The organism is Plantactinospora sp. B5E13, from assembly GCF_039871775.1.
In the GTDB taxonomy this organism is placed as follows: Bacteria; Actinomycetota; Actinomycetes; order Mycobacteriales; family Micromonosporaceae; genus Plantactinospora.
Map to the genome: position 1 here is coordinate 23,050 of NZ_JBDPLT010000015.1, position 26,803 is coordinate 49,852.

The 26,803-nt window shown below is 72.6% G+C and carries 24 protein-coding genes and 1 pseudogene; 9 read left to right on the top strand and 16 right to left on the bottom strand.

The window, feature by feature from the left end; translation table 11 throughout:
• Positions 1-71: 71 nt before the first annotated feature.
• Genes ABGB05_RS15930 through ABGB05_RS15950 form a run of 5 tightly spaced genes read right to left on the bottom strand, consistent with a single transcriptional unit; the run spans position 72 to position 5,131 of the window.
• Positions 72-1,673, bottom strand: coding sequence for an NADH-quinone oxidoreductase subunit M (locus tag ABGB05_RS15930; RefSeq protein ID WP_347654177.1), 1,602 nt, complete (start codon positions 1,671-1,673; stop codon positions 72-74).
• Complete coding sequence (locus ABGB05_RS15935; RefSeq protein ID WP_347654178.1) at positions 1,670-3,655, bottom strand: NADH-quinone oxidoreductase subunit L; 1,986 nt, start codon at positions 3,653-3,655, stop codon at positions 1,670-1,672. The genes ABGB05_RS15930 and ABGB05_RS15935 overlap by 4 nt, the downstream gene beginning before the upstream one ends.
• Positions 3,652-4,116, bottom strand: a complete 465-nt coding sequence (locus tag ABGB05_RS15940; RefSeq protein ID WP_347654179.1) for an NADH-quinone oxidoreductase subunit NuoK — start codon at positions 4,114-4,116, stop codon at positions 3,652-3,654. The genes ABGB05_RS15935 and ABGB05_RS15940 overlap by 4 nt, the downstream gene beginning before the upstream one ends.
• The gene (locus ABGB05_RS15945) at positions 4,113-4,616 is read right to left on the bottom strand and encodes an NADH-quinone oxidoreductase subunit J (protein ID WP_347654180.1); all 504 of its coding nucleotides are present in this window, start codon (positions 4,614-4,616) and stop codon (positions 4,113-4,115) included. The genes ABGB05_RS15940 and ABGB05_RS15945 overlap by 4 nt, the downstream gene beginning before the upstream one ends.
• Positions 4,613-5,131: an NADH-quinone oxidoreductase subunit I gene (locus ABGB05_RS15950; RefSeq protein ID WP_347654181.1), complete on the bottom strand. Its 519-nt coding sequence runs from the start codon at positions 5,129-5,131 to the stop codon at positions 4,613-4,615. Before ABGB05_RS15950 ends, ABGB05_RS15945 begins: the two co-directional genes overlap by 4 nt.
• 187 nt (positions 5,132-5,318) lie before the next feature.
• On the opposite strand from ABGB05_RS15950, the gene ABGB05_RS15955 reads away from it, so the two are divergent.
• A complete protein-coding gene (locus tag ABGB05_RS15955) occupies positions 5,319-5,891 on the top strand; it encodes a Uma2 family endonuclease (protein ID WP_347654182.1) in 573 nt (190 codons plus the stop codon).
• Positions 5,892-5,954: 63 nt separating this feature from the next.
• Here the strand turns inward: ABGB05_RS15955 and ABGB05_RS15960 are convergent, their stop codons facing one another.
• Positions 5,955-6,746, bottom strand: a complete 792-nt coding sequence (locus tag ABGB05_RS15960; protein WP_347654183.1) for an SDR family oxidoreductase — start codon at positions 6,744-6,746, stop codon at positions 5,955-5,957.
• Between the two features lie 121 nt (positions 6,747-6,867).
• On the opposite strand from ABGB05_RS15960, the pseudogene ABGB05_RS15965 reads away from it, so the two are divergent.
• Positions 6,868-6,981 (top strand): annotated as a pseudogene (locus ABGB05_RS15965) (TetR/AcrR family transcriptional regulator); the annotation flags it as partial.
• A 279-nt stretch (positions 6,982-7,260) separates the two neighbouring features.
• On the opposite strand, the gene ABGB05_RS15970 reads toward ABGB05_RS15965, so the two are convergent.
• Entirely contained in the window at positions 7,261-8,319 is a 1,059-nt protein-coding gene (locus ABGB05_RS15970) for a LysR family transcriptional regulator (RefSeq protein ID WP_347654184.1), read from the bottom strand.
• A gap of 141 nt (positions 8,320-8,460) precedes the next feature.
• Between ABGB05_RS15970 and ABGB05_RS15975 the strand changes: the two genes are divergently transcribed.
• Entirely contained in the window at positions 8,461-9,876 is a 1,416-nt protein-coding gene (locus ABGB05_RS15975) for an MFS transporter (protein ID WP_347654185.1), read from the top strand.
• Positions 9,877-9,977: 101 nt separating this feature from the next.
• Here ABGB05_RS15975 and ABGB05_RS15980 read toward each other — a convergent pair whose 3' ends face one another.
• Together ABGB05_RS15980 and ABGB05_RS15985 are read right to left on the bottom strand one after the other, a co-directional pair.
• Entirely contained in the window at positions 9,978-10,943 is a 966-nt protein-coding gene (locus ABGB05_RS15980; RefSeq protein ID WP_347654186.1) for a complex I subunit 1 family protein, read from the bottom strand.
• Complete coding sequence (locus tag ABGB05_RS15985; protein WP_347654187.1) at positions 10,943-11,671, bottom strand: NADH-quinone oxidoreductase subunit C; 729 nt, start codon at positions 11,669-11,671, stop codon at positions 10,943-10,945. Before ABGB05_RS15985 ends, ABGB05_RS15980 begins: the two co-directional genes overlap by 1 nt.
• A 137-nt stretch (positions 11,672-11,808) precedes the next feature.
• Between ABGB05_RS15985 and ABGB05_RS15990 the strand changes: the two genes are divergently transcribed.
• From ABGB05_RS15990 to ABGB05_RS16000, 3 genes are read left to right on the top strand one after another with little or no spacing between them, the layout of a single operon-like run.
• Positions 11,809-12,855 carry a glucose 1-dehydrogenase gene (locus tag ABGB05_RS15990; RefSeq protein ID WP_347654188.1) on the top strand — a complete coding sequence of 349 codons (1,047 nt, stop codon included), beginning with the start codon at positions 11,809-11,811 and terminating at the stop codon, positions 12,853-12,855.
• Between the two features lie 56 nt (positions 12,856-12,911).
• Positions 12,912-14,111, top strand: coding sequence for an FHA domain-containing protein (locus ABGB05_RS15995; RefSeq protein ID WP_347654189.1), 1,200 nt, complete (start codon positions 12,912-12,914; stop codon positions 14,109-14,111).
• The gene (locus ABGB05_RS16000) at positions 14,108-15,406 is read left to right on the top strand and encodes a serine/threonine-protein kinase (RefSeq protein ID WP_347654190.1); all 1,299 of its coding nucleotides are present in this window, start codon (positions 14,108-14,110) and stop codon (positions 15,404-15,406) included. The genes ABGB05_RS15995 and ABGB05_RS16000 overlap by 4 nt, the downstream gene beginning before the upstream one ends.
• 12 nt (positions 15,407-15,418) lie before the next feature.
• On the opposite strand, the gene ABGB05_RS16005 is transcribed toward ABGB05_RS16000, so the two are convergent.
• The 6 genes from ABGB05_RS16005 to ABGB05_RS16030 form a co-directional block, all read right to left on the bottom strand.
• Positions 15,419-16,999, bottom strand: coding sequence for a serine/threonine-protein kinase (locus ABGB05_RS16005; RefSeq protein ID WP_347654191.1), 1,581 nt, complete (start codon positions 16,997-16,999; stop codon positions 15,419-15,421).
• Positions 17,000-17,337: 338 nt separating this feature from the next.
• Positions 17,338-17,949, bottom strand: coding sequence for an NADH-quinone oxidoreductase subunit B family protein (locus ABGB05_RS16010; protein WP_347654192.1), 612 nt, complete (start codon positions 17,947-17,949; stop codon positions 17,338-17,340).
• A 66-nt stretch (positions 17,950-18,015) separates the two neighbouring features.
• Positions 18,016-18,681, bottom strand: coding sequence for a DUF305 domain-containing protein (locus ABGB05_RS16015; protein WP_347654193.1), 666 nt, complete (start codon positions 18,679-18,681; stop codon positions 18,016-18,018).
• Positions 18,682-18,868: 187 nt separating this feature from the next.
• Positions 18,869-19,615, bottom strand: a complete 747-nt coding sequence (locus tag ABGB05_RS16020; protein ID WP_347654194.1) for a lytic polysaccharide monooxygenase — start codon at positions 19,613-19,615, stop codon at positions 18,869-18,871.
• Between the two features lie 133 nt (positions 19,616-19,748).
• Positions 19,749-21,233 carry an aspartate aminotransferase family protein gene (locus tag ABGB05_RS16025; protein WP_347654195.1) on the bottom strand — a complete coding sequence of 495 codons (1,485 nt, stop codon included), beginning with the start codon at positions 21,231-21,233 and terminating at the stop codon, positions 19,749-19,751.
• Between the two features lie 80 nt (positions 21,234-21,313).
• Positions 21,314-22,762, bottom strand: coding sequence for an MFS transporter (locus tag ABGB05_RS16030; protein ID WP_347654196.1), 1,449 nt, complete (start codon positions 22,760-22,762; stop codon positions 21,314-21,316).
• Between the two features lie 226 nt (positions 22,763-22,988).
• On the opposite strand from ABGB05_RS16030, the gene ABGB05_RS16035 reads away from it, so the two are divergent.
• Positions 22,989-23,645, top strand: coding sequence for a response regulator transcription factor (locus ABGB05_RS16035; RefSeq protein ID WP_347654197.1), 657 nt, complete (start codon positions 22,989-22,991; stop codon positions 23,643-23,645).
• A 12-nt stretch (positions 23,646-23,657) separates the two neighbouring features.
• The gene (locus ABGB05_RS16040; protein WP_347654198.1) at positions 23,658-25,022 is read left to right on the top strand and encodes a HAMP domain-containing sensor histidine kinase; all 1,365 of its coding nucleotides are present in this window, start codon (positions 23,658-23,660) and stop codon (positions 25,020-25,022) included.
• Between the two features lie 12 nt (positions 25,023-25,034).
• Here the strand turns inward: ABGB05_RS16040 and ABGB05_RS16045 are convergent, their stop codons facing one another.
• Complete coding sequence (locus tag ABGB05_RS16045) at positions 25,035-25,967, bottom strand: TAXI family TRAP transporter solute-binding subunit (RefSeq protein ID WP_347654199.1); 933 nt, start codon at positions 25,965-25,967, stop codon at positions 25,035-25,037.
• A gap of 218 nt (positions 25,968-26,185) precedes the next feature.
• On the opposite strand from ABGB05_RS16045, the gene ABGB05_RS16050 reads away from it, so the two are divergent.
• Positions 26,186-26,791, top strand: coding sequence for a hypothetical protein (locus ABGB05_RS16050; RefSeq protein ID WP_347654200.1), 606 nt, complete (start codon positions 26,186-26,188; stop codon positions 26,789-26,791).
• The last annotated feature ends 12 nt before the right edge of the window (positions 26,792-26,803 follow it).

A 26,803-nucleotide genomic window follows, 5' to 3' on the forward strand; every position in this document is an offset into this window, starting at 1 on the left:
CCACGGTCGGCTCACCGGATCTGCCCCCAGCAGGATCCCGGCCCGGGTCACGGCCACCGGCCACGGTCGGCTCACCGGATCGCCTCCAGCAGGATCCCGACCGGGGTCTCGGCCACGCCGAGCACCAGGGTCGGGGCGAGGCCGATGGCGAGCGCGAGCAGCACCAGCGGCGCCCAGGCGGCCAGTTCGGCGCCGCTGAGCCCGGGGGTCAGGGTGAGCACCGCCGGGCTCGCCGGTCCGTGGCTGACCCGGCGCAGCAGCCGGAGCAGGTAGGCGGCGGTGAGCGCCCCGCCGAACGCGGCCAGCACGGCCAGGGTGGTCCAGAGTGGGCCGCCGCGCTGCCAGGCGGCGACCACGGCGAACGCCTCGCCCCAGAAGCCGGCGAGGCCGGGCAGCCCGAGTGAGGCGATCGCGGCGAAGCCGAGCAGCCCGGCCAGCCGGGGTGTCGACTCGCGCAGCCCGCCCAGCTCGGTCAGGGCGCCGGTGTGCGTACGGTCCTTGATCGCCCCGGCGAGGAAGAAGAGCAGTCCGGTGATGACGCCGTGCGCGATGTTGCCGATCAGCGCCGCCTGGATCCCGGTGGCGGTCAGGGTGGCGATGCCGAGCAGCACAAAGCCCATGTGCCCGACGCTGGAGTACGCGATCAGCCGCTTCAGCTCGCTCTGCGCCAGGCAGACCAGCGAACCGACGATGATCGCCGCGACGGCGAGGATACCGAGCACCGGGGCGGCCCACCGGGCGCCCTCCGGGGCGGCCCCGACCGCCACCCGGATCAGCCCGTACGTCCCCATCTTGAGCAGTACGCCGGCGAGGATGACGCTGCCGACGGTCGGCGCCTGGGTGTGCGCGTCCGGCAGCCAGGAGTGCAGCGGCCAGAGTGGGCTCTTCACCGCGAACGCGATCGCCAGCAGGATGAACGCGGCCAGTTGGGTGCCCCGGGACAGTCCGCCGCCGCCGGTCAGCGTCACCAGGTCGGCGGTGCCGGCGGCGGTGGTCACGGTGAGAACGCCGACCAGCAGCAGTACCGAGCCGAAGAGGGTGTAGAGGGCGAACTTGCGGGCCGCGTGCCGGGCCCGGTCGCGCACCGGCGAGCCGTACGGCGGGTAGCGGCGCGGCATCTCCGGCCCCTCGCCGCCCCAGATGGCGATGATCGCGTACATCGGGAGCAGCACGACCTCGAAGAAGAGGAAGAAGAGCACGAGGTCGAGGGCGAGGAAGGTGCCGAGGATGCCGACCTCGACGACTAGCAGCAGGGCGACCAGGGTCCGGCCGCGTCCCGGGGTGGGCACCCGCCACAGGGTGTAGCCGCAGCAGAGCAGCGTCAGCAGTGCGGTGAGCACCACCAGCGGATAGGAGACCCCGTCGACCCCGAGGTGGAACCGCAGGTCGAGGCCGGGTACCCAGGTCAGGTCCAGGTCGTGCCAGGGACGGATCCCGGGCGGGCCGGCGGTCTGTGGCCGGTAGCCGAACCAGCCGCCGCTGCCGCTGTTCGCGCCGACCGCGAGCAGGGCGGCGACCACGAGGGTGGCGGCGGCGAAGGCCGTGCCGGTGATCCGGGCCGCCCGGTCGGCCCGGGCCGGAAACAGGGCGAGCAGCAACGCCCCGAGAGCGGGCAGCCCGACGGTGGCGACCAGCCCGACCCCGCCGAGGGTGACCGTCCCGTCCGGGTTCACGTCGCACCTCCCCAGGCGAGTGCGGCGGCGCCGAGCAGCAGGGCGCCGGCCAGCACCGCCGCCACCGCCCGGGGTACGCCGGCCCGGTGCAGCAGCTCCAGTCCGGTGCCGAGCCCGGTGGTGGCCCGGCCGGTTCCCTCGACCGCCCCGTCCACCACCACCTCGTCGGTACGTCTCGCCAGCCGGCCGAGGGCCCGGACCGGCCGTACGACGAGGGTGTGCTGGACCTCGTCGAGCCAGAAGGCGCCGGCGAAGGCCGGGCGTAGCGGACCCAGCGCGGTCGCCGGGTCGGCGGTCGGGTCGGCCCGCCAGCGCCACCAGGCGAGTCCCGCGCCGACCAGCATCAGCGCCACCGGGATGACCACGAAGCCGTCCAGGTGGGCCTCGTCCAGGTCGAGCGCGGACCGGAACGGGTCGACGAAAACCAGCAGCCCGAGCGCCACGGTCGGGACCGTGAGCAGCAGGATCGGCCAGCGCAGCAGCCCCGGCGGGTCGTGCGGTACGCCGGCCCGGGTCGGTGCGGGGGCGCTGGCCGGCGCGTCGATCGGCGCGGTCCCGACGGTACGGTCGGCTGCCGGGGCGGGGGCGTCCAGCGACACCGCCTCCGGGGTGTCGGTCGGTGCGCCGTCGATCGGGTGCGGCTGGGCCCGGGACGGGCCGAGGAAGGTGCGCAGCAGCAGCCGGGTGGCGTACCAGGCGGTGAGGACGACCCCGACCAGGCCGGCGATCCAGACCAGCCAGCCGACCCAGGCGGCGGTCGGGCCGGTGTGGTGCCGGGCGGCCTGCTCGGCGACGACCAGGATGTTGTCCTTGCTCCAGAAGCCGGCCAGTGGCGGCACCCCGGCCAACGCGCCGAGCCCGACCAGGGTGCACCAGAAGGTGACCGGCATCGGCCGACGCAGCCCACCCATCGCGGACATCAGGTTGCTGCCGACCGCGTGGATCACCGCACCGGCGGCGAGGAACAGCAGCGCCTTGAACGCGGCGTGGCTGAGCAGGTGGAACAGCGCGGCGGGCGGCGAACCGACGGCGAGCGCCCCGGCCATGTAGCCGATCTGCGACACCGTCGACCAGGCCAGCACCCGTTTGATGTCGTCCTGTGCGGTCGCGGCGAGCGCGCCGAGCAGCAGCGTCACCGCGCCCAGCACGCCGAGCACGGCCAGCGCCGCCGGGGCCGCCGCGAAGAGCGGGAAGAGCCGGGTGACGGCGTAGATGCCGGCCGCCACCATGGTCGCGGCGTGGATCAGGGCGGAGATCGGGGTCGGGCCGGCCATCGCGTCCGGCAGCCAGGTGTGCAGCGGGAACTGGGCGCTCTTGCCGGCGACCCCGGCGAGCAGCAGCAGGCAGGCGGCGGTGAGCTGGCCGGTCGAGTAGTCGTGGGCGAGCACGTCGGCGATCCGGAAACTGCCGGCGGCCACGCCGAGCAGCACGATGCCGAGCAGGAAGCCGACGTCGCCGACCCGGGTGACCAGGAACGCCTTGACGGCGGCGGCCGGCGCCTCGGGCAGCCGCCGGTCGTGGCCGATGAGGAGGTAGGAGCAGATGCCCATCACCTCCCAGCCGACCAGCAGCAGGATCAGGTCGCCGGAGACCACCACCAGCAGCATCGCGGCGGTGAAGAGGCTGATCTGGGCGGCGTACGGGGCGTACCGGTCGTCGTCGCGCAGGTAGCCGACGGAGTAGACCTGCACGGCCGTCGCCACCGCGGCGACGGCGACCGCGACCAGGGCGGCGGCCGGGTCGAGCCGGACGCCGAGCGTGACGGAGAAACCGCCGACGTTGATCCACTCGGCGGCGGCGTCGGTGGACCGACCGTTCAGGGTCAGCAGCAGGGCGACCGCGACCGCCAGCGACACCGCCGCGCCGGTGGTGCCGAGCGCCGCCGCGCCGAGCCGGGACCGCTGCGGCAGCAGCAGCCCGGCCAGGGCCAGCCCGAACGGTACGGCGGGCAGCAGCACGCCCAGCGTGTGCGCGGCGGTCACGTCCCCGCTCCCCTCGTCGTCGGCCCGTCGGGAGCCGGTGCGACCGGCGGCGCCGCGACGATCGCCTGCGGTCCGGTGTCCGGGGTGTGTCCGTCGAGGCGTACGTCGTCGACGACCACCGTGCCCCGCAGCCGGAAGAGCTGGAGCACGATGGCCAGCCCGACCCCCACCTCGGCGGCGGCGATCACGATGACGAACAGGGTGAACGCCTGCCCGGTGAACGGCAGCGCGGCGGCGGTCTCGGCGGCCGGGGACGGCTGTGGGGCGACCGGCGCCGGGACGGCCCGGCCGGTCGCGGTCGCCAGCGGAGCGGTGTTGGCGGTGACCAGCAGCAGGTTGACCGCGTTCAGCATCAGCTCGACGGACATCAGCACCAGGACGGCGTTGCGGCGGCGCAGGACGCCGTACACGCCGAGGCCGAAGAGCAACGCGGCGACGACGTACGGGATGACGGGTCTCACCGGTCACGCCCCGGGATCCGTACGCTGATCGCGATCGCCCCGACCAGGGCGGAGAGCAGCAGTACGGAGAGCACCTCGAACGGCAGCACCCAGGAGCTGAACAGTTCGGTGCCGAGCCGCTCCGCCGTCCCCGGCTCCGGCAACTCCACGGTCGACCACCGGTACGCGTCGACCAGCAGGGCGGCGAGGCCGAGCCCGGTCCCGCCGCCGATCAACGCGCCCGGCCAGCCGGGGCGGTCGAGGTCGTCGGCGGCCCCGATCGGCGCCCGGGTCAGCATCACCGCGAAGAGCAGCAGGACGACCACGGCGCCGACGTAGATCAGCAACTGCACCCAGGCGACGAGTTCGGCGGTCAGCACCAGGAAGAGGCCGGCGACGGCGGCCAGGGTGACCACCAGATAGAGGCCGGCCCGGACCAGGTGCCGGGTGGTCACCACCAGCACCCCGGAGCCGACCGCGACCGCACCCAGGGCCAGCATCAGTACGTCGGCGGCGGTCACGAGGGGCCCTCGGCGGCGGCCTTGCGCGCGGCGGTGGCCTCCTCCTTCGACGGTTCACCGTTCGGGTCGTGTGCGGGCGGCGGCGGCACGGTCGCCATCCACTGCCCGAGGTGCTCCTTGTCGTGCAGCAGGTCCCGGATGTCGTACTCGGCGTACTCGAACTCGGGTGACCAGTAGAGGGCGTCGAACGGGCAGACCTCGACGCAGATGCCGCAGTACATGCAGAGCGAGAAGTCGATGTCGAAGCGGTCCAGCACGTTGCGCTGACGCGGCCGGGCCGCGCCGGGCATCGCCACCTCCTCCTTGTGGGAGTCGATGTAGATGCACCAGTCCGGGCACTCCCGGGCGCACAGCATGCAGACCGTGCAGTTCTCCGCCAGCAGCGCGATGACGCCCCGGGAGCGGGGTGGCAGGTCGGGCTGGACGTCCGGGTACTGCTGGGTGTGCGAGCGGCGGGTCATCGTCTTGAGGGTGACGGCCAGCCCCTTCGCCAGTCCTTCGCCGGGTACGTTCATGCCGACTCCCCGCTCCGCTCGTCGTCGTCATGAACGCCGAGACTGAGCTGGCTGGTTCGCTCGCTCCGCTCGCTCATGCGCCATATCCTGCCGTGTCGGCCGTTCCGGCGCGACCACCCCCACCCGACGGAAGCGGTACGGTGGCACTGGGTGATTGCGCCCCGACACCTCGAAGAGGAGCAGCGCCATGACCGCGGCCCTGAGCGACGCGTACCCGCCCACCGGCGGGTGGACCACCGACGATCTCGACGCCATGCCCGACGACGGCCACCGCCGCGAGCTTCTCGACGGAGTTCTGATCATGTCGCCCTCCCCCACCGCGGCTCACCAGACCGTCGCCGGACGCCTGATGGTCGCTCTGGAAGAGGACTGCCCGGACGAGTACGACGTCACCCAGGCGGTGGAGGTACGGATCAGCAATCGACGGTCTTTCATACCGGACGTCCTGGTCACCACCGCCGCCGCCGCGGCCCGACGCACCGCCAAGTACGAGCCACACGAGGTGGTGCTCGCCGTGGAGATCGTCTCGGAGAGTTCGGAGAGTATGGACCGGGTCCTCAAACCGGCGCTGTACGCCAAGGCCGGCATCCCGTTCTACTGGCGGATCGAAATCAGGGACGGGCTGGTCGTGCACACCCACAAGATTGATCCGGTGAACGAGATCTACGTCGAGACCGGCCGCTGGACAAAGTACGTCGACACCGGCGAACCCTGGCCGATCAACCTGCCGATCAGCCGGCTGATCCCGCGTCATTTCTAGCTGCAACTCCAGCCACGAACCACGGACAGTCACCACGGATGTCCCGCCGGATCCTGGTCGGAGTCAGAGATGCGATCCGCCGGTCGCGTCGATGTTCTGGCCGCTGATCCAGCGCGCGTCCGACGAGGCGACGAAGGCCACCACGTCGGCGATGTCGGCGGGTTGACCAACCCGGTTGAAGGTCGAGTACGCCGCCGCGTGCGTCCACGCGTCCGGGTTGTCGCGCAACCAACCGGCGTTGACATCGGTGTCGACGATGCCCGGCGAGACGGAGTTGACGGTGATGTTCCGTGGCCCCAGGGCCTTGGCCAGGGTGAGGCTGAAGGTGTCCAACGCGCCCTTGGACATCGAGTAGGCGATCGTCTCGGGATAGGCGATCCGGGTCACGCCGGAGCCGATGTTGATGATCCGACCGTTGTCACGGATGCGATCCAGACCCTGCTGGACGAGGAAGAGCGGCGCCTTGACGTTGACGGCGAAGAGCGCGTCGAACTCCGCCGGGGTAACCCCGTCGAGCGCCTCCGAGCGGGCGATGGCCGCGTTGTTGACCAGGATGTCGAGGCCGGGCTCGACGTCGAGGGCGTGCAGCCCGGCGTCGAAGCCGGACCACACGGTGGCCACGTCACCGGGTACGCCGAGCTCGGCGCGAACCGGGAACGCCCGGCCGCCGGCGCCTGCGATCAAGTCGATCGTCTCCTTCGCCGCGGCCTCGTTGCTGCCGTAGTGCACGGCCACGAGCGCCCCCTCGGCGGCGAGCCGGAGGGCGATGGCACGGCCGATGCCGCGACTGGCTCCGGTGACGAGCGCCGTCTTGCCGGTCAACGTACCCACGGGGATCCGCCTTTCTGTAGTCATCACTACATAAAGGCTATGGTCGCTTCTGTAGCAAGCGCTATAGAATGGATGTGTGACGACGACTACACCACGACGCGGACGCCCCCGGGCCTTCGACCGGGACCGGGCGCTCGACGTCGCCATGCGGACTTTCTGGGAGTACGGCTTCGAGGCGACGTCGATTGCCGAACTGACCGGCGCCATGGGCATCGGTACGCCCAGCCTCTACGCCGCCTTCGGCGACAAGAAGGCACTGTTCCGTGAGGCCGTCGAGGCGTACGGGCGCAGCCACGGCGCGTTCGCGATGCGGTCCCTGGCCGAGGAGCCCACCGCGCGACGGGGAGTGGCCCGGATGTTGCGGGAGGCCGCCGCCGAGTACACCGATCCCGAGCACCCGCGCGGCTGTCTCGTGATCAGCGCCGCCACCAACTGCGGTCCGGGAAACGCCGATGTCGAGGAGCTGCTCCGTCGGCAGCGGAACACGAACGTACGCGAGCTGGAACAGCGGATCCGGGCCGATGTCGACGCCGGGAACCTACCCTCCGACACCGACCCCGGAACTCTGGCGATGTTCACCGCCACCACCCTGCAGGGCATGTCCCAGCAGGCCCGGGACGGTGCGACCCGGGCTCAGCTCGAGGCCGTCGCGGAGGCCGCCATGCGGGCCTGGCCGCAGTCCTGAACCAACCGAGAGGCGCCCGGCCAGCGGCCGGTGGGCGCTGGCCGCGTAGAGGAGTTGGCGCACCGCCGAATCGGTCTCCCGGTCGGTCCGCCAGACCAGCCGGAGCTGCAGTTCCGGGATGTCGAGGGCGAGTTTGCGGAGACCACCGGCCGCCAACTGGTCGGCGACCGCGAACTCGGGCAGCAGCGCGATGCCGAGCCCCTGCTCCGCCCAGGCCCGCATCACCGGTACGCCGCCGGCACGGACCCGTTCGACCTCACCGCCGAGCAACCGCTCGCCGGCCAGCCAGAACGAACAGGCCGGCAGGTTGACCAGCAGTTTCTGACCACGTAGCGCCGTCCGGGTGAGTGGGGTGGTGGCGTTGGCGAGCGGATGGTCGGGCGCGGCGACCAGCGCCAGCGGCACCGGCTCCAGGTCGACGAAGTCCAGCGGCGCGGGTGGCAGGTCGAAGCCGAGGTCGCCCAGCCGGTCACCGCTGTCCAGCAGCAGCGCGGCGTCCAGATCACCGACCCCGACCGCGTGGAGGAGTTGGTCACGGGCCCCGTCGGCGCGTACCTCGATGCTGAGGTCGGGTCGGCGCTCGGCCAGTCGGGCCAGCACCCCGGGCACGTGGGTGGCGGCGATCGTCTCCAGGGCACCGAGCCGCAGCACCGACGGCGCGGCGGTGACCTCCCGGCGGGCCTGCTCGGCCTGATCGAGGAGGCGCCGGGCCCAGCCCAGCAGGCGTTCACCCGCCGGGGTCAACCGCATGCCCCGGGGCCCGCGGTCGAACACCGGCACCCCGAGCGACCTCTCCAGGGCGCGGATCTGCTCCGACACCGAGGACGGCGCCAGGCCGAGGTCAAGGGCGGCGTCGGTGACGGTACGCCGGAGCGCGACCACCTCGAAGGTGCGCAGCTGACGCAGTTCCACGGGCTCTCCTCCTGTCCGCTGATGGTCAACACCGCCGCCACGTACGGAAATTCCGAACGCGGCGTCCGGCCTCACCGGTGGAACGGGGACCGGCGCCGATCGAGGCTGGCAGCGCCGAAACCGATGGTCCGGGAGAAGTTGATGACCTCTGTTCCCCTTGCCCGCCCCGCCGGGGCCGATACGCCGGCCGAACCCGGGGCGAGAAGATCCGCTCTGCTCGGCATCTCGCTGGGCTATTTCATGGTGTTGCTCGACATGACGGTGCTGTCGGTGGCCGAACCGGACCTGGCGAGATCACTGGATACTTCGGTGGCCGGCCTCCAGTGGGTGGTCACCGCGTACACCGTGGTCTTCGGCGGTCTGCTGCTCTGTGCCGGCGCGGTCGCCGACCGGTACGGCGCTCACCGGTCGTTCCGGGCCGGCATCGCCCTCTTCGGCCTCGGCTCCCTGCTCTGCGCGCTCGCGCCGAACGTCGGGGTCCTCGTGGTGCTGCGCGGGCTGCTCGGAGCCGCCGCCGCCGCGACCGTGCCCGCCTCGATGGCCATGATCGCCAGGCTCTACCCGCAACCGGCCGCCCGGGCGAAGGCGGTTGCCGGTTGGGCCGCGACCAGCGGCGCCGCTCTCGCGGCCGGCCCGATCGTCGGCGGCGCGCTGGTCGACCTCGCCGGCTGGCGGGCGATCTTCCTGGTCAACGTGCCACTGGCCGGCGTCGTACTGGGATTGACCGCCGGGGCCGCGGTCCGCTGCCCCCGTGGTGAGCGCACCATCGACTGGCCCGCGCAGCTCGCCGCGTGCGCGGTGCTCGGACTGTTGACCGACGCGCTCATCGCGTTCGGCTCCGGCGCGGTGCGGCACGGGCTCGCGGCGGCGCTCGCCACCGTCGCCGCCGGCGCGCTCTTCGTGGTACGGGAACGACGCAGCGTCGCTCCGGTACTCGCCCCCGCCGTGATCCGGACCGCAGGTATCCGGTCCGCGCTACTGGCCGGGGCGGCGGTCAACTTCATGATGTCCGCGGTGCTGTTCGTGCTGCCTCTGGTCTTCCAGCAGACGCTGCGGCTGAGTCCGGTCGCGGTCGGCCTGGCGTTCCTGCCGATGACCGTGCCGTTCGCGGTGAACCCGTTGTTGACCGGCCGGATCGTGGCCCGGACCGGCCCGGAGAAGCCGGTGCTCGCCGGGTTGGCGCTGCTGACCGTGGCCGGGTTGGCCCTCGGCGCGGCCGTGGCGGCCTTCGGCGGGGCCCTCGCGGCCGGGACGTCGTACCCCCTGCTGGTCGTCGGGCTGCTGGGCACCGGATTCGGCGTCTCGCTGGCCCTGCCCGCTCTCGCCACCGCCGTGGTCACCACGGCACCGCCCGGTACGGCGGGCGTCGCCGGAGGGCTGCTCAACGCGGTACGTCAGGTCGGCGCGACCGTCGGGGTGGCCGTGGCCGGCGCATTCGTCACCGTCGGGCAGCCCGGAGACAGCGGCGGCGCCGCCGTCTCGCTGATCCTGTGCGCCGTGTGCTGTGCCGCGACGGCGTTCGCCGTCCGGGCCCGGCCACACCGGCCGAATGGCTGAGCGCGCTCGGCGGCCGCTGCCGGTGGACGGTGTCCCGACCCGGAACATGCCTGCGGTGGCGCCCCGGTGGACCAGTCGAGGAGCGACAGCCGACTCCGGGCTCAGGCGATCGCGAGCCGGACCCCGGCGGTCAGCACGAGCTGGCCGAGCGCCACCGGCACCAGAACCAGCCAGCAGAGCCGCTGCAACTGGTCCTCGCGCAGCCGGGGATAACTGACCCGGAACCAGATGATCACGAAGGAGACCAGGAACACCTTGATCAGGGTCCAGAGCCAGCCGAGGTACTCGTCACCGAACGGACCCTGCCAGCCGCCGAGGAAGAGCACGGTGGTCAGCGCGGCGATGACCACGATGCCGACGTACTCGGCGAGCAGGAAGAAGGCGAACCGCAGGCCGGTGTACTCGGTCAGGTAGCCGAAGACCAGTTCCGAGTCGGCGATCGGCATGTCGAACGGCGGGCGCCGGATCTCGGCCAGCCCGGCGACGAAAAAGACCAACATCGCCGGCGCCTGCCAGATCAGCCACCACGGCTGCCACGCCTCGACGATGCCGGGCAGGCTCAACGTACCGGCGGCCATTGCCACGCTCGCCGCCGCCAGCACCAGCGGCAGTTCGTAGCCGAGCAGCTGGGCCGCGCCCCGCAGCCCGCCGAGCAGGCTGTACTTGTTCGCCGACGCCCAGGCCGACATCAGCACCGCGACCACGCCGACGCCGACCACCGCGAGCACGAAGAACAGCCCGATGTCCAACGGCTGCCCGACCAGGTCGTTCGGGCCGAGCGGGATGACCAGCAGGGCGAGCAGGTAGGGCACCAGGGCCACCACCGGGGCCAGCCGGAACACCGCCCGGTCAGCCTCGCGCGGGGTGACGTCCTCCTTCTGCACGAACTTGACCCCGTCGGCGATGAGCTGGGCCCAGCCGTGGAAGCCACCCGCGTACATCGGGCCGAGCCGGCCCTGCATGTGCGCCATCACCTTGTGCTCGGCCTGCCCGACGACCAACGGCAGGACCAGGAACGCGGCGATCACCCCGACCACCCGCACCAGCAGCTCCAGCCAGAGCGGCATCAGGACTCCTCCCCGCCCTCGGCCCCGCCGGACGACGACCCGGACCCGGCCGGTCCGGAGACCGGCGGGCGGGCCGGCGTGCCGGGGGTGCCGGTCGTGGGCCGGCGCCGGGCCGGACGCTGCGGCGGGCTCTCCACCCCGGGTACGGCCGCCGCCGGTCCCCACTCCCCCGGCGCCGGTACGCCCGGCGGCCGCATCGCCTGCCGGCGGCCGGTCCCGGCCTCGGACTCGCCGGGCTCCTTCGCCCCCGGCCACGCCTTCGCGACCCGGGAGGCGAGCACGAACTCCTTGCGCAGCGGATGTCCCTCGAACTCCGGCGGCAGCAGCAGCGGGGCCAGGTCGGGATGTCCGTCGAAGCCGATGCCGAACATCTCGTACGTCTCCCGCTCGTGCCAACCCGCACCGGGGAAGAGGTCCACCACCGACGCCACCGTCGGCTCCTCCCGGGACACCCGGGTACGCAGCAGCAGACCGTGCCGGTGCCGGGTCGACCACAGGTGCACCACCACGTCGAAGCCGGCGGCCAACTCGTCCACCGCGGAGAGCCAGTCGAAGAAGTCGCAGGCGAGTTCGGCGTCGTCCCGGGCCGCCCGCAGCGCCGCCCGCCAACTGCCCGGCGGCACGTCCACGGTCGCCCGGGCGTACGCCTGACCACCCGACCGCCCGACAGTGACCTCCACGTCGGCGAGCAGGCTGGCGAACCGGTTCCCGACCTCTTCCGGCGTCATGCCCGCGATCCTATGGCCATCCGGCGTCCACGTCGCCGGCCAACACCTCAGACCTGGGGTTCGGCTGGACGTAACCGGTGCGACGAGGTCGGCCGGTTCGGGCGTACCGGACGGCTCGGCAGGGAACAATCAACCAGGTGCGTGCGATAACCGTGATCCCGGGCCAACCGGACTCGCTGCGGCTGGACGAGGAGCATCCCGAGCCGGACACCGCCGAGGGCGCGGTGCTGGTGGAGGCGATCGCGGTCGGCGTCTGCGGCACCGACCACGAGATCATCGACGGCGGGCACGGCGAACCGCCACCGGGCACCCGGAACCTGGTGCTCGGGCACGAGTCACTCGGCCGGGTGGTCGAGGACCCGACCGGTTCGCTGGCCCCCGGTGACCTGGTCGCCGGCATCGTCCGGCACCCGGACCCGGTGCCCTGCTCGAACTGCGCCGCCGACGAGTGGGACATGTGCCGCAACGGCCGCTACACCGAGCACGGCATCAAGGGGCTGCCGGGCTTCGCCCGGGACCGTTGGCGGGTGCCGCCGAAGTTCGCGGTACGTCTCGACCCGAAGCTCGGCGGACTCGGCGTGCTGCTGGAGCCGACCAGCATCCTCGCCAAGGCCTGGGACCACATCGAGCGGATCGGCGCCCGGTCGACCTGGGAGCCGCACACCGTACTGGTCACCGGGGCGGGACCGATCGGGCTGCTCGCCGCCCTGCTGGCCAGCCAGCGCGGCTTCGAGGTGCACGTACTGAACCGGACCGCCAGTGGTGCGAAGCCGGCGCTGGTCGAGGCGCTCGGCGGGCGCTTCCACACCGGCAGTGTCACCGACATCGGTCCCGAGTTCGACGTCGTGCTGGAGTGCACCGGCGCGCCCCCGGTGATCCTGGACGCGATGTGCAAGGCGGCACCGAACGGCATCGTCTGCCTGACCGGTGTCTCCACCGGTGGTCGGACGATCGACTTCGACGCGGGCGCGCTCAACCGGGCGCTGGTGCTGGAGAACAACGTCGTCTTCGGCACGGTGAACGCCAACCGCCGGCACTGGGAACTCGCCGCCGAGGCACTGGCCGCCGCCGACCCGGACTGGCTCGGCACGATGATCAGCCGCCGGGTGCCGGTGGCGGCGTACGCCGACGCGTACCGTCGGGAGCCGGACGACATCAAGGTGGTCGTCGACTTCCAGCGGTGACCCGGTCCCCTCTTCGAGTACGGCCCGACCTTTTCTCGACTGTTAGATTTGCATGTATGCGTCCGGAGCATCATCTGACCCTCAAGCCCCGGGCCGCGGACTTCGTGGTCGATCTCTCCAACGTGGTCCGGGACCGGAAGCTGTGCGACGACCGGCCGGCGAACCTCCAGCGTTTCCTGGGGCTGATCGAGGCGCTGGCCGCGTACACCCGGGACGAGACGGTCCAGGTGTACGCGGTCGCGGACCGCTCGCTGCTGAAACAACATGCCCTGACCGCGCAGGAGCGGGCGACCCTGCACCGCTGGTACCAGCAGGGTCTGATCGAGGTACGGCCCCGGGCGGACGACCGGATCCTCGAACTCGCCGACACCACCGGGCTCTACGTGGTCAGCAACGACCGGTACGTGGGCGACTACCGGAAATACCCCTGGATCGCGGGAAACCCCGACCAGTTCTTCCGGCAGGTGCCGGGTCCGGGCGGAATCGGGGTCGGCATCACGCCCAACCCCATGCCCACGCCTGCCGAGCACGAGATCTCCCGCAAGGAGGAGCAGGATCGGCTGGTGGCGGCCCACATGTACGACCGCCGCACCGGCACCGGCGCCCGCCAAGAGCTGTTGACCCGGCTCTGGCTGTGTCCGGTACCGGACTGCCCGATGTTCGGGCCCGACCCGGTCGGCGGACAGCCGGCACCGGTCTTCGACGGTGCCGTCGTCCGCTGCCCCACCCACCGCGAGCGGATGACCGACCTCGGCCCGACCCCGTCCCGGGTGCAGGTGAAGGTCCGGATCGAGGGCGTCGTGCGCTACCGGTTCATGCTGGTGGCCGGCACGGCGGTGGTGGTCGGTCGGGCACCCGCCGAGTCGGGTGTCGCCCTGACCAGCCCGATCCTGCGGGAGCAGGACCTGGACCGGATCAGCCGGGAACACGTCGAGCTGACCTGGGACGGGTCGAGGATCAGCGTCCGCGATCTCAGCCGGAACGGGACGTGGCTGCGCCGTGACGGCGCCGCAGTGCTGGGAGGTCCGGACGCCGGTGGCGACGATCCCGCGCCGGGTCCGCGGAGTCGGATTCCGCGCGGCCGGACCTGGCAACTGCGCAGCGGTCAGGTGGTCGTGCTCTGCGACGATGTCGAGCTGGTCCCTTCCGGCCGGCGGTACGTCTTCGACGCCGATCCGGGAATCCCGGCCCCGGTCGATGCCGTACGCGCGCAGGCCGACCAGAAGACCGGCTTTTACCGGTCGCACCGCCGGTGACCGCCAGCGGCGAGCGGCTGAAGGGGCGCTACTTCCTGTCGCACCAGCTCGGGCAGGGCGGTCAGGGTGAGGTGTACGCCGCCTTCGACCAGAAACTGAAGCGCCGGGTCGCGATCAAACTGCTGCCGTCCACCTTCGACTCGGAGCGGTTCGCCCGCCTGGAGCGGGAGGCCGAGGTACTGGCCAGCATCAGGCACCCGAACGTCGTGGCGATCTTCGACTACGACTGGCACGACGGCCGGGCCTTCGTCGTGATGGAGCACCTGACCGGCCCGGATCTCAACCATCTCCTGCGCGAACACCGGCGGCTGCCGGTCGGACAGGTAATCCGGTACGGCATACCGGTCGCCGACGCGCTGGCTCGCCTGCACGGCGCCGAGACCCCGATCGTCCACCGCGATCTCAAACCGTCGAACCTCGTCCTGGACGAGGACGGGATGATCAAGATCTGCGACTTCGGGCTGGCCGCCCTCCCCGACTCGTCCGTACCCCGGCTCACCGCGGCGGGTGTCGTGATGGGCACACTCCCGTACATGTCGCCGGAGCAGTACCGGGGCGACGAACCCGGTCTCCCCACCGACATACACGCTTTCGGGGCGGTGCTGTACGCGCTGTTGACCGGCGCCCCGCCGTTCGGCGTACAGGGCCTGCCCCAGGAATTCGCCAGACGGGTCCTGTACACCCGGCCGGAACCGGTGACGGCGCGCTGCCCGGAGGCGCCGCCGGAGCTGGCCAGGCTGATTCTCGCCATGCTGGCCAAGGATCCGCCGGCCCGGCCCTCCGCCGGTCAGGTCCGGGACGTCCTCGCCGGGCTCCTCCCGGCACCGGCCGGGATCGTCCCGCCGCCGCTCGCGCCGGCCGCCGCCCAGGTCGACCTGTCCGGACCCCCGGACCCGCCCGACTCGGCAGCCCTCGCGCGGGAACGGGCGATCGTGACCGGCGAACGCCGCCCGACGGTCGAGGTCCCGCACCCCGCACCGGCAGCGGGTCAGCAGGCCGATCCCGGTCAGCCACCGGAGCTGCGTCACGGTGAACTGCTGCTCCGGCAGGGCCGGTACGCCGAGGCCGACCGGCACTTCGCCGAGCTGGCCCACCGGCTGCGCGTCCAGGGCCACGACGGCGATCCACAGCGGTTCGCGGCCGAGTTCGGCCGGGTACGCAGCAAGTTCGGCCTGGGTGTGCAGGCGGTCGCGGCGTTTCGCCTGGTCCGGCTGGCCGCGAGGGCCGAGGCCGCGTTGGGTGCCGACCATCCCCTGGTCCGCGAGATCCGCGCTTTCCGCGACGGCCAGGCGTGACCGGCTCCGACGTCAGGAGCCGGCCGGTGCCCACACCTTCGCCGTCGCGGTGAATCCGGTGTTGAAGTCCTTGGCGATTCCGTCCACGGTCAGCACCGCGACGCGTTCCTCGTCGGTCGCCACGCAGACGACCTCGCCAGCTGTCACCCGTAGCGCCCCCACACCCTGGGTGAGGAGCAGTTCCGTACACTCCGCATGGCTGGGAGCGTTGTCTCCGGGCCAGGTCGCAAGGCCCGTTCCGACACCGGAAATCTGGGAATCGCGATCGCCCACCAGGCCGAGATCGACGTCCGCGTCAAGAAGGTCGTACAGATCGCCCCGCTCTGGCGGGACCGGGTCCAGGTCAACGCCGTACCGGGCGATCCGGACCTTGCCGGTCCACTGCACGGCCGGACCCGGCTCGGCGGTCGGCGACGGGGTGGCGGACGGGCTGGGTGACCGGGACGGCGGGCCGGACGTGCCGGGCGCGTCGCCACCCGGCGTGGCGACCGCCCCGTCCTGGAGCCCGTCTCGCTGACCGGTACCCGAGTCCGGATCGAGGATCGACGCGATCGCCACTCCACCGGCGACCCCGAGCAGCAGCACCAGTACGGTGGCGAACGCGACCAGCGGACCACGGCGGCGCCGCGAGACCGCCGCCGCGCCCGTACCGGTGGCGCCGGTCGACGGTACGCCCGGAAACACCCGTACCGCCTCCGGCGGCTCGGCTGCCAGGGCCGCCACGGCGGCGCTCCGGGCTGCGGCGTCGGCGGCGACCGGCCGCGGCAGCCAACCGGTGGTGAACCGGGGCACTCCGCCGCACGCCTCCACGACATCGGTGGTGCTCGGCCGCTCACCCGGTTCCCGGCGCAGGCACGCCTCGACCAGTCCGCGCAGCTCGGCCGGGCAGTCCGTCAGGTCCGCCTCCGCCTCCGCGACCCGGCGCAGCACGCTCAGGAAGTTGCCGTCGCCGAACGCGGTGCGATTGGTGGCCGCGAAGTAGGCGACCGCGCCCAGACTGAAGACGTCCGCCGCCGGGGTCAGCGGAAGGCCGTTGGCCTGTTCCGGAGCCATGAACGAGGGCGTGCCGATCGGGGTGTGGCTGAGCGTGAGGTGGGTGGCGTCGACCGCGCGGGCGATGCCGAAGTCGATGACCCGGGGACCGTCGGCGGCGAGTACCACGTTGCCCGGGGTGAGATCCCGGTGCACCACGCCCGCCGAGTGGATGGCGTGCAACGACATGGCAACGGCGGCGATCAGCGGACGTACGCTGCCGACCGGCAACGGGCCGTGGTCCTGCACCGCATCTCGCAACGTTGGGCCGGCAACGTACGCGCTGGCCAGCCAGGGGACCTCCGCCTCGGGGGCGGCGGCGTCGACGAGCTGGGCGGTGTAGACGCCGTTCACCCGTTGCGCGGCACGGACCTCCTCGGCGAACCGCCGCCGGAAGTCGCGGTCGTCGGCGTACTCCCGCCGGACGACCTTCAGCGCCAGCGGGCGACCGCCGGGGGTGAAGGAGAGGTAGACCTGGCCCATGCCGCCGAACCCGAGCCGGGCCCGCAGCCGGTAGCCGCCGATCTGTTGCGGGTCGTCGCTGCTCAGACTCGTGAACACGGCCTCACTCCCCTCGTGGGACACCATCGGCACCGGCGTCGTCCGTGACCGACACGGACCGGCCCGCTCGTCGGCGGAGGTCATCGAGGCCCTGGCGAAGGGCGACGCGTACGGCTGCGGAAACCGCACCGCACTCGAAGATTTTGACGGTCATCATAGTGAGGGTATGCGGCGGACGCACCCCTGCTGGACCGTCGGGAGACGCTACAGGCGGGGCAGCTGGCCGTCGCCGGTCGCAGGGTGGCCAGGTACCGCTCGAACGCCTCGATCATGGCGGCCCGCACCGCCGGCGATCGCCCGCAGCTCGGTGAGGTCGGCGGTCGCGAACCGGGTGACCGTCAGCCGCCGATCGAGGGCGGCGGCACCGGTGGGGCGGTCAGCGACTCGACGCTGCGCCCGAGGCCGGCCGGGGCCCGGGTCGCTGCCGGGGCCCGCGTCGACACCGGGGCGTCGGCGGGGGAGGCGAGTTCGTCGGGGCGGGCGACGCCGCCGAACCCGGACCGCTCGCCGGCGATCTTCTCCTGCAGCATCAGGATGCCGTGCAGCAGTGCCTCCGGCCGGGGCGGACAGCCGGGTACGTACACGTCGACCGGGATGATCTGGTCGACTCCCTTGGTCACCGAGTACGAGTCCCAGTACGGCCCCCCGCAGTTGGAGCAGGCGCCGAACGAGATGACGTACTTCGGTTCGGGCATCTGGTCGTAGAGCCGCTTGATCGCCGGGGCCATCTTGTCGGTGACGGTGCCGGAGACCACCATCAGGTCGGCCTGGCGCGGGCCGTGCGCGAACGGGATCACGCCGAGCCGGATGAAGTCGTGCCGTCCCATGCTGGTGGCGATGAACTCGATGGCGCAGCAGGCCAGCCCGAAGTTGAAGACCCAGAGCGAGTAGCGCCGGCCCCAGTTGAGCACGAACCGGATCGGTTCGCCGAGCACCGCCGGTAGCTGCACGATCGCCCCCTCTCCTGGTCTCCTCCCGACAGTGAACCACAGCGCCGGGGGCGTGGGCGCCGGCAGCTACCCGGCCGATCCGTCGCCGGCCGGCGCGGCGGCCAGTTTCAGCATCTGGTCGATCTGCGCGGTCCGGGACAGCTCGATCCGCCGGGCCAACTCGCGGACCTCCGGGTACGTCCCCGACCGCAGTTCCATCCGGGCCATCTCGACGGCGCCGTGCTGGTGGCCGATCAGCAGGTTGAGGAAGTCGGTCTCGAACTCCGTCCCGCTCTTGCGCCCCAGGTCGGCGATCTGCGCCGGCCCGGTCACCGGCAGTCCGCCGTGGTCGGCGTGCGCGTGCGCGTCGGGATCCGCCTCGGTCGGCCGTCCCCAGTCCCGCAGCCAGCCCCGCATCGTCTCCTGTTCGGCCCGTTGGGTCACCTCGATGGCGGCCGCCAGGACGGTCACCTCGGACCGTGCCGCCCGGCCGGGCACGAGTCGTACCAGGTCCAGGCCCTGGCCGTGGTGGGTGACCATCATCTGCAGGAACATCACGTCGGCGGCGTTGAACGCGGCCGACGCACCGGGCGTGACCGCTCCGGACGTGGCCGGCGCTCCGGCCGCGACCGCCGTCGGGACCGGGCTGGGTGGCGCGGCGGCCGGCTGGCCGGTCGGGCCGGTCGGGCCGGCCCCGCAGCCGCCGAGCAGCAGCAGGGCGACGACGAGTGGGGTACGACGCCAGTACGCCATCCTTCTCCTCCGATCCGTTCCCGGCGTCCGTCGCCGGTTGCCGGGCGCCTGCCGGTCTGCGGGCTGCCGCCCCGACCACACCGCTCGACGGCGGTACAGGCCCGCGTCACGTTCGACGCGGGCCCGTGACGGGTGCCGTTCGGCGTGACGTCACCCGCCGGCTCCGGTCGGCTCAGCTCCGGTCCGCTCAGATCCGTTCCCACAGGGCCGGGACGTAGGGGGGTTCCCAGCCCTGGATGGCGGTGTGCGCCTGGCGGCAGCGGTAGCTGAGACCGTTGAAGGTCACCGTGCTGCCGACCTGGTACGTGGTGCCGGCCTGCCAGGTGCCGCTGGACGGCGGCGGGGTGGGCGCGCTGGTCGGCGGAGGCGTGGGCGGGTTGGTCGTACGGGTCGGGGTGGGGGTCGGGTTCGGGTTGCCGCCACCGCCGACCTGGAGGTCGACGCAGCTGTAGAAGGCGTTGGCGGTGTCGGCGATGTTCCAGATGGCCAGCACCTTCTGCCGGCCGGTCCGCCCGCCGAGGTTGACGGTGTGCGAGACGGTGGCGCCGGGCTGCCGTCCGCCGTCGTCGAAGACGGCGATCCGGGAGCCGCCGATGTAGTACTCCCAGGTGCTGGTGGCGTGCCGGGCGGTGAGCACCCAGTTGAAGGTGACCGTGTTGCCGACCGAGGTGGCCGGCCAGCCGCGGCCGTCGTCGTTGAGGACCGCGAAGTGCGCGATGTTGGCGTGGCAGTTGCGCAGGCCCTTCGGCCCCTCCACGCTCTGCGGCTCCCACTGGATCTGGCCGCAGTCCGGCACCGCCCGCTGCGCGCAGAGGGCCTGCCGGCTGGGCGGGGACGAGATGTAGCCGTGCGCCTGGGCGGCCGGCGCGGCCACGAGCACGCTGGCGAGGACGGCGGCGACCGTCGCCAACGTCAGAACCACGGATCTCCGCATCGCGGGCTCCTTAGGTCATCGGGAAGGTCTCCTCAACATAAAAGAAAGATTCTTAACAGTAAATACATGGCGGCAACATTTGTCGATGGATCGATACAAGGCTGTCGCCTCTGGCCGGCACCGGCCCGGCGGGTCAGTACGTCGGCCGCTGCAACAGGCCGAGGAACTCACCCAGCAAGCGCTCCCGCAGCGCCAGCGGTACGGCATCGAGCAGCGTGTTCACCAGTGCCATCCGGGCCGGCAGCGGCCCGGCCGAGGAGTCGGCGGCGGGGCCGGCGCCGAGACCCAGTCCGGCGGCAAGGTTGGCCACCAGTTCCGGGGTGAGCAGCTCCGGGGTCAGCGCCCCGGCCAGGGCCAGCACCTCGGCGGGCAGCCGTACCGGCCCGGCCAGCCGGGCCGCCTCGACCGCGTCCCGCAGATCCGGACCGAACTCCGCCACCCGGGGAGCCACCGCCGCGGCCACCGACAGGTGGATGCTGGCCGGCAGGCCGGCGTACGACAACTGGGGCTGGCAGTGCCAACCACGCACGGCCAACTCGTCGGCGAGGACAAAAAGGTCCGGCCCGGACCCGGTGCTGGTGAAGCAGACCACCGTCGACTCCGGTTCGGCGAGCAGCCGCAGACCGTCCACCTCGGACACCGCGGCGGCGAGTCCGCGTACCCCGGCCAGGACCTGCTCGGCCAGCCGGAGGTATCCGTCGTCGCCGACGTGCCGCAGGGTGGCGTACGCGGCGGCGATCGGGCCACCGGAGCGGGTGGAGGAGATCACCGGGTTCACCATGGTGTAGCCCGGCCAGCCGGCGAACGCGAAGTACTGCGGCCGGCGCAGGTCCGCGTCCCGGTGCAGCAGCACCGAGACACCCTTCGGGGTGTACGCGTACTTGTGCAGGTCGACCGAGATCGAGGTGACCCCGGGGACGGTGAGGTCGAACGGCGGCACCGGTACGCCGAGCCGACGCAGGTACGGCAGGGTCCAGCCGCCGAAACAGGCGTCCACGTGGCACCGTACCCCGGCCGACGCCGCCACCTCGGCGATCTGTGCCACCGGGTCCACCACCCCGTGCGCGTACGACGGAGCGGAGCAGGCGACCAGCACCGTCTCCGGCCCGATCGCGGCCCGGACGTCGTCGACCGACGGCCGCAACGTCTCCGCCGACACCGGCACCTGGTCGAGGGCGACCCCCAGGTAGTGCGCCGCCTTGGCGAACGCGGCGTGCCCGGTGGCCGGCACCACCAGCCGGGGCCGCGTCACCTCGGGCCGGGCGTCCCGGGCCGCCTTCACCGCCAGGATCAGCGACTCGGTGCCGCCGCCGGTGACACTGCCGACCACGTCCGGCGCGGCGGTGCCGGGACCACCGCCGAGCAGTCGGGCCGCCGCCCCGACCAGGGCGTTCTCCATCGTCAGCAGGGACGGGAACGCGGTCGGGTCGAGCCCGTTGACGTGCGCCGACCGGGCGTACGCGGTCGTCGCCAACTCGTCCAGACCGGGTATCGCCGGGTCGTAGACGTAGGCGAAGAGCCGGCCACCGTGCGTCGGCAGATCCGCCGCCCGCAGGTCACCCAACTCGGCCAGGATCTGATCCGCGGGTACGCCCTTCGCCGGCAGCGCCTCGACCATGGCGGCCACCGTAGGCGCCGATCCGGGGCACGGTCAACGTCGCGGCCGGCGCCCCGTCGTCCGTCGTGCCGCCCCGCTGGTCACCGCCCGGCCCCGTCCCGCCCGTCGGCCGGCGCACCGACGGCGGCCAGCCGCTGCGGGGTGAGGTCGTAGCCGCGTACCGTCAGCAGCGCCAGCCCGATCAGCAACGCCGGCAGCACCGTGAACCCGAGCAGCACCCCGAGCCGGGCGCTGTCCGGCTGCGCCGCCGCCGTACCGGTCGACGAGGAGACGTAGCCGGACACCTGCAGGACCAGGCCGTAGATGCCGGGCCCGAGCGCCAACCCGAACGTCTCGCCCGCCGTCCAGAGCCCGGTGAAGACCCCGGCCTGCCGCCGCCCGGTCCGCGCGGTGTCGTACGCGATGCAGTCCGGCAGCATCGCCAGCGCGAACACCTGCTGACCGGCGTAGCCGCCGCCGATCACCGCCACCACCAGGTAGACCAGCCAGGCCGGCAGCACCGGCGCGGCGACCAGCAGCAGCGTGCCCAGCGCCAGCAGCAGCGACGCGAGGCCGAACGCCCGGATCTTGCCCAGCCGGGCGCCGGCCCGACTCCACAGTGGCATCACCAGCAGGGCCGGGCCGACAAAACAGGCGAAGAGCAGCGTCGGGCCGGTCCCCGGATCCCGCAGGATCTGCTCGGCGAAGTAGTTCACCCCGGCCAACACCGTCGCGACGCCGGCCGACTGGACGACAAAACAGCTCAGCAGCAGCCGGAACGGCCGGTTCCCGGCCGCGACCGCGAGCTGCGCCCGCAGGGTCGGTTCACTCGCCGCCACGGCGTCCGCCGGCGCCGAGCGGGTGCCGAGGAACGCCCCGACCGCACCGGCCACGATCAGCACCGCAACGAAGAGTCCCAGCCAACGGTGCCCGGCGACACCGTCACCACCGGCGTCGACCACCAGCGGCGCGGCCGCGCCGGAGACCAGGATCGCCACCGCCAGTACGGCGACCCGCCAGGTCATCAGCCGGGTCCGCTCCTGGTAGTCCGAGGTCAGCTCGGCCGGCATCGCCACGTACGGGACCTGGAAGAAGGCGTACGCGGTCGCGGTGAGCAGGAACGCCACCGCGACGTACCCGGCGGCGGCCGGACCGGGGGTGGCGCCGCCGGCCGGGTCGGCGGAGAACGGGGCGGCGAAGATGGCCGCGAAGAGCACCGCCAGGGCGAGCCCGCCGAACAGCAGGTACGGCCGCCGGGCACCCCACCGGGAACGGGTCCGGTCGGAGATCCGGCCGGCGACCGGGTTCACCAGCACGTCCCACGCCTTCGGCAGCAGCACGAGCAGGGCCGCCACCCCGGCGGCCACCCCCAGGGTGTCGGTCAGGTACGGCAGCAGCACCAGGCCGGGCACCGTACCGAAGGCGCCGGTGGCCAACGAGCCGAGCGCGTAGCCGGCGTGCACCCGCCGGGGCAGACCGGCCAGCGAGGACGGACCGGACCGGGAGACCGGGCGGATGGTCGATCGGCTACCGGTGCGCGGGGCATCCATGCGCCGGAATGTTATCCGCCGCGATCTTGGATCCGGTCTCCCGCGAACGTGCCGACCTGCCGGCCGATCGGCGTACCCGACCCGGGACCACCGTCGCACCGGAATTGAGCCAAAATTGAGGATCGGGCTCCTTACACCCCGGTGCGCCCGGCGTGTCGGATGCGCGATGATCGCAGGGCCGCGACCCGCGGCACGAGGGTACCCACCCGGACGAGGAGCGAGCCGGATGCGCATCCTGTTGGTCGAGGACGACGCCCGGGTCGCCGGTGCGATGGCCTCCGCGCTGTCCCGACGCGGGTACGACGTGGAACGTGCCGGCACCGCCGCCGCCGCGCTCGCCGCCGCCCCGTGTGACCTGGTGCTGCTCGACCTCACCCTGCCCGACGGCGACGGGGTGGAGGTCTGCCGGGCCCTGCGGCAGCGCAGCGCCCAGCTCGGCATCATCGCGGTCACCGCCCGGGGCGAGGAACGGGACCGGGTCCTGGGCCTGCGGATGGGCGCCGACGACTACGTGGTGAAGCCGTTCTCCATGGCCGAACTGGAGGCCCGGATCGTCGCCGTACTCCGCCGGTCCAGTTCCGGCACCCCCCGCGCCGAGATCATCGAGGTCGGCCCGGTCTGGGTCGACGTGGCCGCCCGGCTGGTCACCGTACGCGGCCAGTCCGTCGCGTTGACCCGCAAGGAGTTCGACATCCTGGTGTCGCTGGCCCGGCAGCCGGGTGCGGTGGTGCCGCACGAGCGCATCCTGCTGGACGTCTGGCCGACCACCGGTGCCGCCCGGCACACCGTGGAGGTGCACGTCGGCTCGCTGCGCGCCAAGCTCGGCGACCCCGACCTGGTCCGGACGGTACGCGGCGTCGGGTACCGGCTCTGCGCCGAGTAGACCGGAACCGACATGCGCCGCCGTCTGGTCTTCAGCTACTCCCTGCTGATGATCCTGGTCCTGCTCGCTCTGGAGACCCCGCTCGCGGTCACCCTGGCGAACCGGGAGACCGAGCGGATCCGCGCGGACCGGCTGGCCGACGCGAACCGGTTCGCCTCCCTCTCCGGTCCCGCGCTGCGCAGCGGCGCGGTCGGCGCCGTCGACGACGAGTTCCAGCACTACCACGAGCTGTACGGGATCACCGCCGCCCTGATCGACCGGGAACGCCGGCCGGTGGTGGCGACCGAGGACTTCGTCAGCTCGGAGCCGATCGGGACCGCGGTCTTCGGTGCCCTGGCCGGCCGGCAGATGACCATCCCGGAGGTGATCTGGCCCTGGCAGGCGGCGCCGCTGGTGGTGGCCGTACCGGTCAGCGACGGCGGGGAGGTGATCGGCACCGTCGTCACGGTCTCCACCACCGACCGGGTACGCCGCAGCGTCACCGTCTGGTGGACCGCGCTCGCCGCGATCGGGCTGTTGGCGGTCTCCGCCGGGGTGATGACCGCATTCCGGCTGGCCGGCTGGGTACTGCGGCCGGTGACCGTACTCGACGTGGTGACCCATGACATCGCGGCCGGCGACGGTACCGCCCGGGTGCCGAACCAGCAGGGTCCACCCGAGCTGCGCCGACTCACCACCAGCTTCAACGAGATGGCGGACGCGGTCGCCGACGCCCTGGAACGGCAGCGGGCGTTCGTCGCGCACGCCAGCCACCAACTGCGCAACCCGTTGACCGCGCTGCGGCTGCGGGTCGAGGAACTCGGTCCGAGCCTGACCGACGAGTACGGCCGTGCCGAGCACCGGCTCGCCCTGGAGGAGACCGACCGGCTGGCCCAGGTCCTCGACGGGCTGCTCACCCTGGCCCGGACCGAACGGGCTGAGCACACCATGGTGGTGGTCGACGCGGCCGCGGTCGCCGCCTCCCGGGTCGCCGCCTGGCAGCCACTCGCCACCCACCGGGGCGTCACGCTGCACCTGCGGCCGACCGACGGGCCACATCCGGCCCGGGCGGTACGCACCGCGATCGACCAGGTCCTCGACGCGCTGATCGACAACGCGGTCAAGTTCAACCACCCCGGCGGCCGTGTCGAGGTCTCCGTCTCCCGCCGCGACGACGGGATCGTCGTCCAGGTCACCGACGACGGCCCCGGCATGACCGCACCCCAGCTCGAATCGTCCACCGAGCGCTTCTGGCGGGCGCCGGACACCCAGAACATCGACGGCGCCGGCCTGGGCCTGACCATCGTGGCGGTCCTCGTCGACGCCTCCGGCGGCCGGCTCAGCATGCGCCCCGCCGAACCGACCGGCCTCACCGCCGAAGCCTGGTTCCGGGTGTGAGGCCGGGCCCGCTCAGGGCTTGTGGGACTGGTAGTAGCGGGCCGCTCCCGGGTGCAGGACGAGCGGGGTGGTGGTGATCGCCGACTGGGGGTTCAGCCGGGCGGCCGCCGGATGGGCGGCGCTGAGCTCGTCCCGCCGCTGCATCAGCAGCCGGGTGATGTCGTAGACGAGTTGCTCGGGCAGGTCCGAGGCGACCACCAGGTAGTTCGGCACCGCCACCGTGGTCACCGGTTCCGTTCCGTACGCCGAGGTGGGAATGTCGCGTCCGACGTACACCTCCCGATAGGACTTCCGCAGTGGCTCGACCCACGCGCCGAGGTCGACGAACCGGGCCGGGGTCTCGGCGGCGAAGTCGGCGACGGCCTTGACCGGCAGCCCGCCGGAGAAGAAGAACGCGTCGATCTGGCCGGCCCGCATCGCGGCCACCGCGTCGTCGATGCCGAGCGCCAGCGTCTCCGCCAGTCCACTCCGTACGTTGGCGACGTTGAGCAGCCGGTTCGCGGTGACCGCCGTACCGGAGCCCGGTGCGCCGACCGCCACCCGGCGGCCCCGCAGGTCCTCCAAACGGTGGATCGGTCCCTGTGCCCGGGTGACCAGGTGCAGCAGGTCGTCGTAGACCCGGGCGACGGCACTCAGCCCGGATCCGGCGGGCGGCTGCGTCGGCAGGATGTCGGCCTGGGTGAAGCCGAGTTCGGCCCGCCCGCCGGAGACGAGTTTGACGTTCTCCTCGGACGCGGCGGTGACCAGCACGGTGGCGGCCATGTCGGGCAGTTCCCGGTTGAGGATGGTGGCCAGGGACTGACCGACCGCGTAGTAGACAGCGGTCGCGCTGCCGGTGGCGATCCGGAGCCGACGGGTCTCCGACTTCGGCGACGTGCAGGCGCCGACCGGCATCGACGTGGTGACCAGCAGCAGCACCGTGGCAAGAGTGGTGACCCGTCGCACGGTCGGCCTGCCGCCCGCACGCCGGCCCGCACCTGTCCCGGCCACCCCACCACCACCCCGGCGACGCTCCCGCTCAGCGCAAATTTTGCTCAAGCCTTCAACCGATGTCTACCGTCCGACCGTTTCAAAGGCCACCGTTGAGGTAGCTGTTCGTCGCGAGTACGGGGGGCGACCGAATGATCTGGGGCACCGCGACCTACCCCGCAAGGCGGCCGTCCGTGCGGCCCACCGCCGGTACCAAGCCACTGGACCGGGTTTCGCTGGCGGACGCCTTCGAGGCGGCATGTCTGGTCCGGTGCACCCGCGCGGGGAGCGTGCGGCAGTCGACGAACCTCTTGGCCGAATTCAGTTCGGAGGCTGCCGCCGCCCGCCTGGCGGCACTGCTGACCCGGCTCGGCAGTGCACCCCGGCCGGAGCGGATCACCGCCGGGGTCCGCCGCCGCTACGAACTGCACCGGCTGCACGTCGTCGAGCCGGGCCAGCCGACCCTGCTGGCCACCGGTTGGCAACAGGGCCGGACCGCGCTGCTGGACCCGTCGGTGATCGGTGCCTCGACCCCCCGGCACGCCCGTCGGCAGGCGTTGGCCGCCGCCGCGTGGCGGGCCGCGCTGCTGGCCGCCGGCCGGCACGTCCGGACCACCATCCTCGGGGTACGGATCGCCGACACGGAACTCGCGGCGGTGCTGGTACGCAGCGCCCACCTGCTCGGCTCGACCGCCACCGTGGCCCGCCGCTCGGGCTGTCTGCTGGTGACCGTGCCCGGCGGCGCGGAGAAGGACCGCATCCTGCGCCACAGCGCCCGCCCGATCTCGCTGGCCAGCTGACCCGCCCGGGGC

Coding starts and splice junctions, on each gene's coding strand:
- ABGB05_RS15950 (WP_347654181.1), bottom strand. CDS start 5,131: ATGAACGTACCCGGCGAAGGACTGGCGAAGGGGCTGGCCGTCACCCTC.
- ABGB05_RS15955 (WP_347654182.1), top strand. CDS start 5,319: ATGACCGCGGCCCTGAGCGACGCGTACCCGCCCACCGGCGGGTGGACC.
- ABGB05_RS15960 (WP_347654183.1), bottom strand. CDS start 6,746: ATGACTACAGAAAGGCGGATCCCCGTGGGTACGTTGACCGGCAAGACG.
- ABGB05_RS15975 (WP_347654185.1), top strand. CDS start 8,461: ATGACCTCTGTTCCCCTTGCCCGCCCCGCCGGGGCCGATACGCCGGCC.
- ABGB05_RS15980 (WP_347654186.1), bottom strand. CDS start 10,943: ATGCCGCTCTGGCTGGAGCTGCTGGTGCGGGTGGTCGGGGTGATCGCC.
- ABGB05_RS15985 (WP_347654187.1), bottom strand. CDS start 11,671: ATGACGCCGGAAGAGGTCGGGAACCGGTTCGCCAGCCTGCTCGCCGAC.
- ABGB05_RS15995 (WP_347654189.1), top strand. CDS start 12,912: ATGCGTCCGGAGCATCATCTGACCCTCAAGCCCCGGGCCGCGGACTTC.
- ABGB05_RS16015 (WP_347654193.1), bottom strand. CDS start 18,681: ATGGCGTACTGGCGTCGTACCCCACTCGTCGTCGCCCTGCTGCTGCTC.
- ABGB05_RS16020 (WP_347654194.1), bottom strand. CDS start 19,615: ATGCGGAGATCCGTGGTTCTGACGTTGGCGACGGTCGCCGCCGTCCTC.
- ABGB05_RS16025 (WP_347654195.1), bottom strand. CDS start 21,233: ATGGTCGAGGCGCTGCCGGCGAAGGGCGTACCCGCGGATCAGATCCTG.
- ABGB05_RS16030 (WP_347654196.1), bottom strand. CDS start 22,762: ATGGATGCCCCGCGCACCGGTAGCCGATCGACCATCCGCCCGGTCTCC.
- ABGB05_RS16035 (WP_347654197.1), top strand. CDS start 22,989: ATGCGCATCCTGTTGGTCGAGGACGACGCCCGGGTCGCCGGTGCGATG.
- ABGB05_RS16040 (WP_347654198.1), top strand. CDS start 23,658: ATGCGCCGCCGTCTGGTCTTCAGCTACTCCCTGCTGATGATCCTGGTC.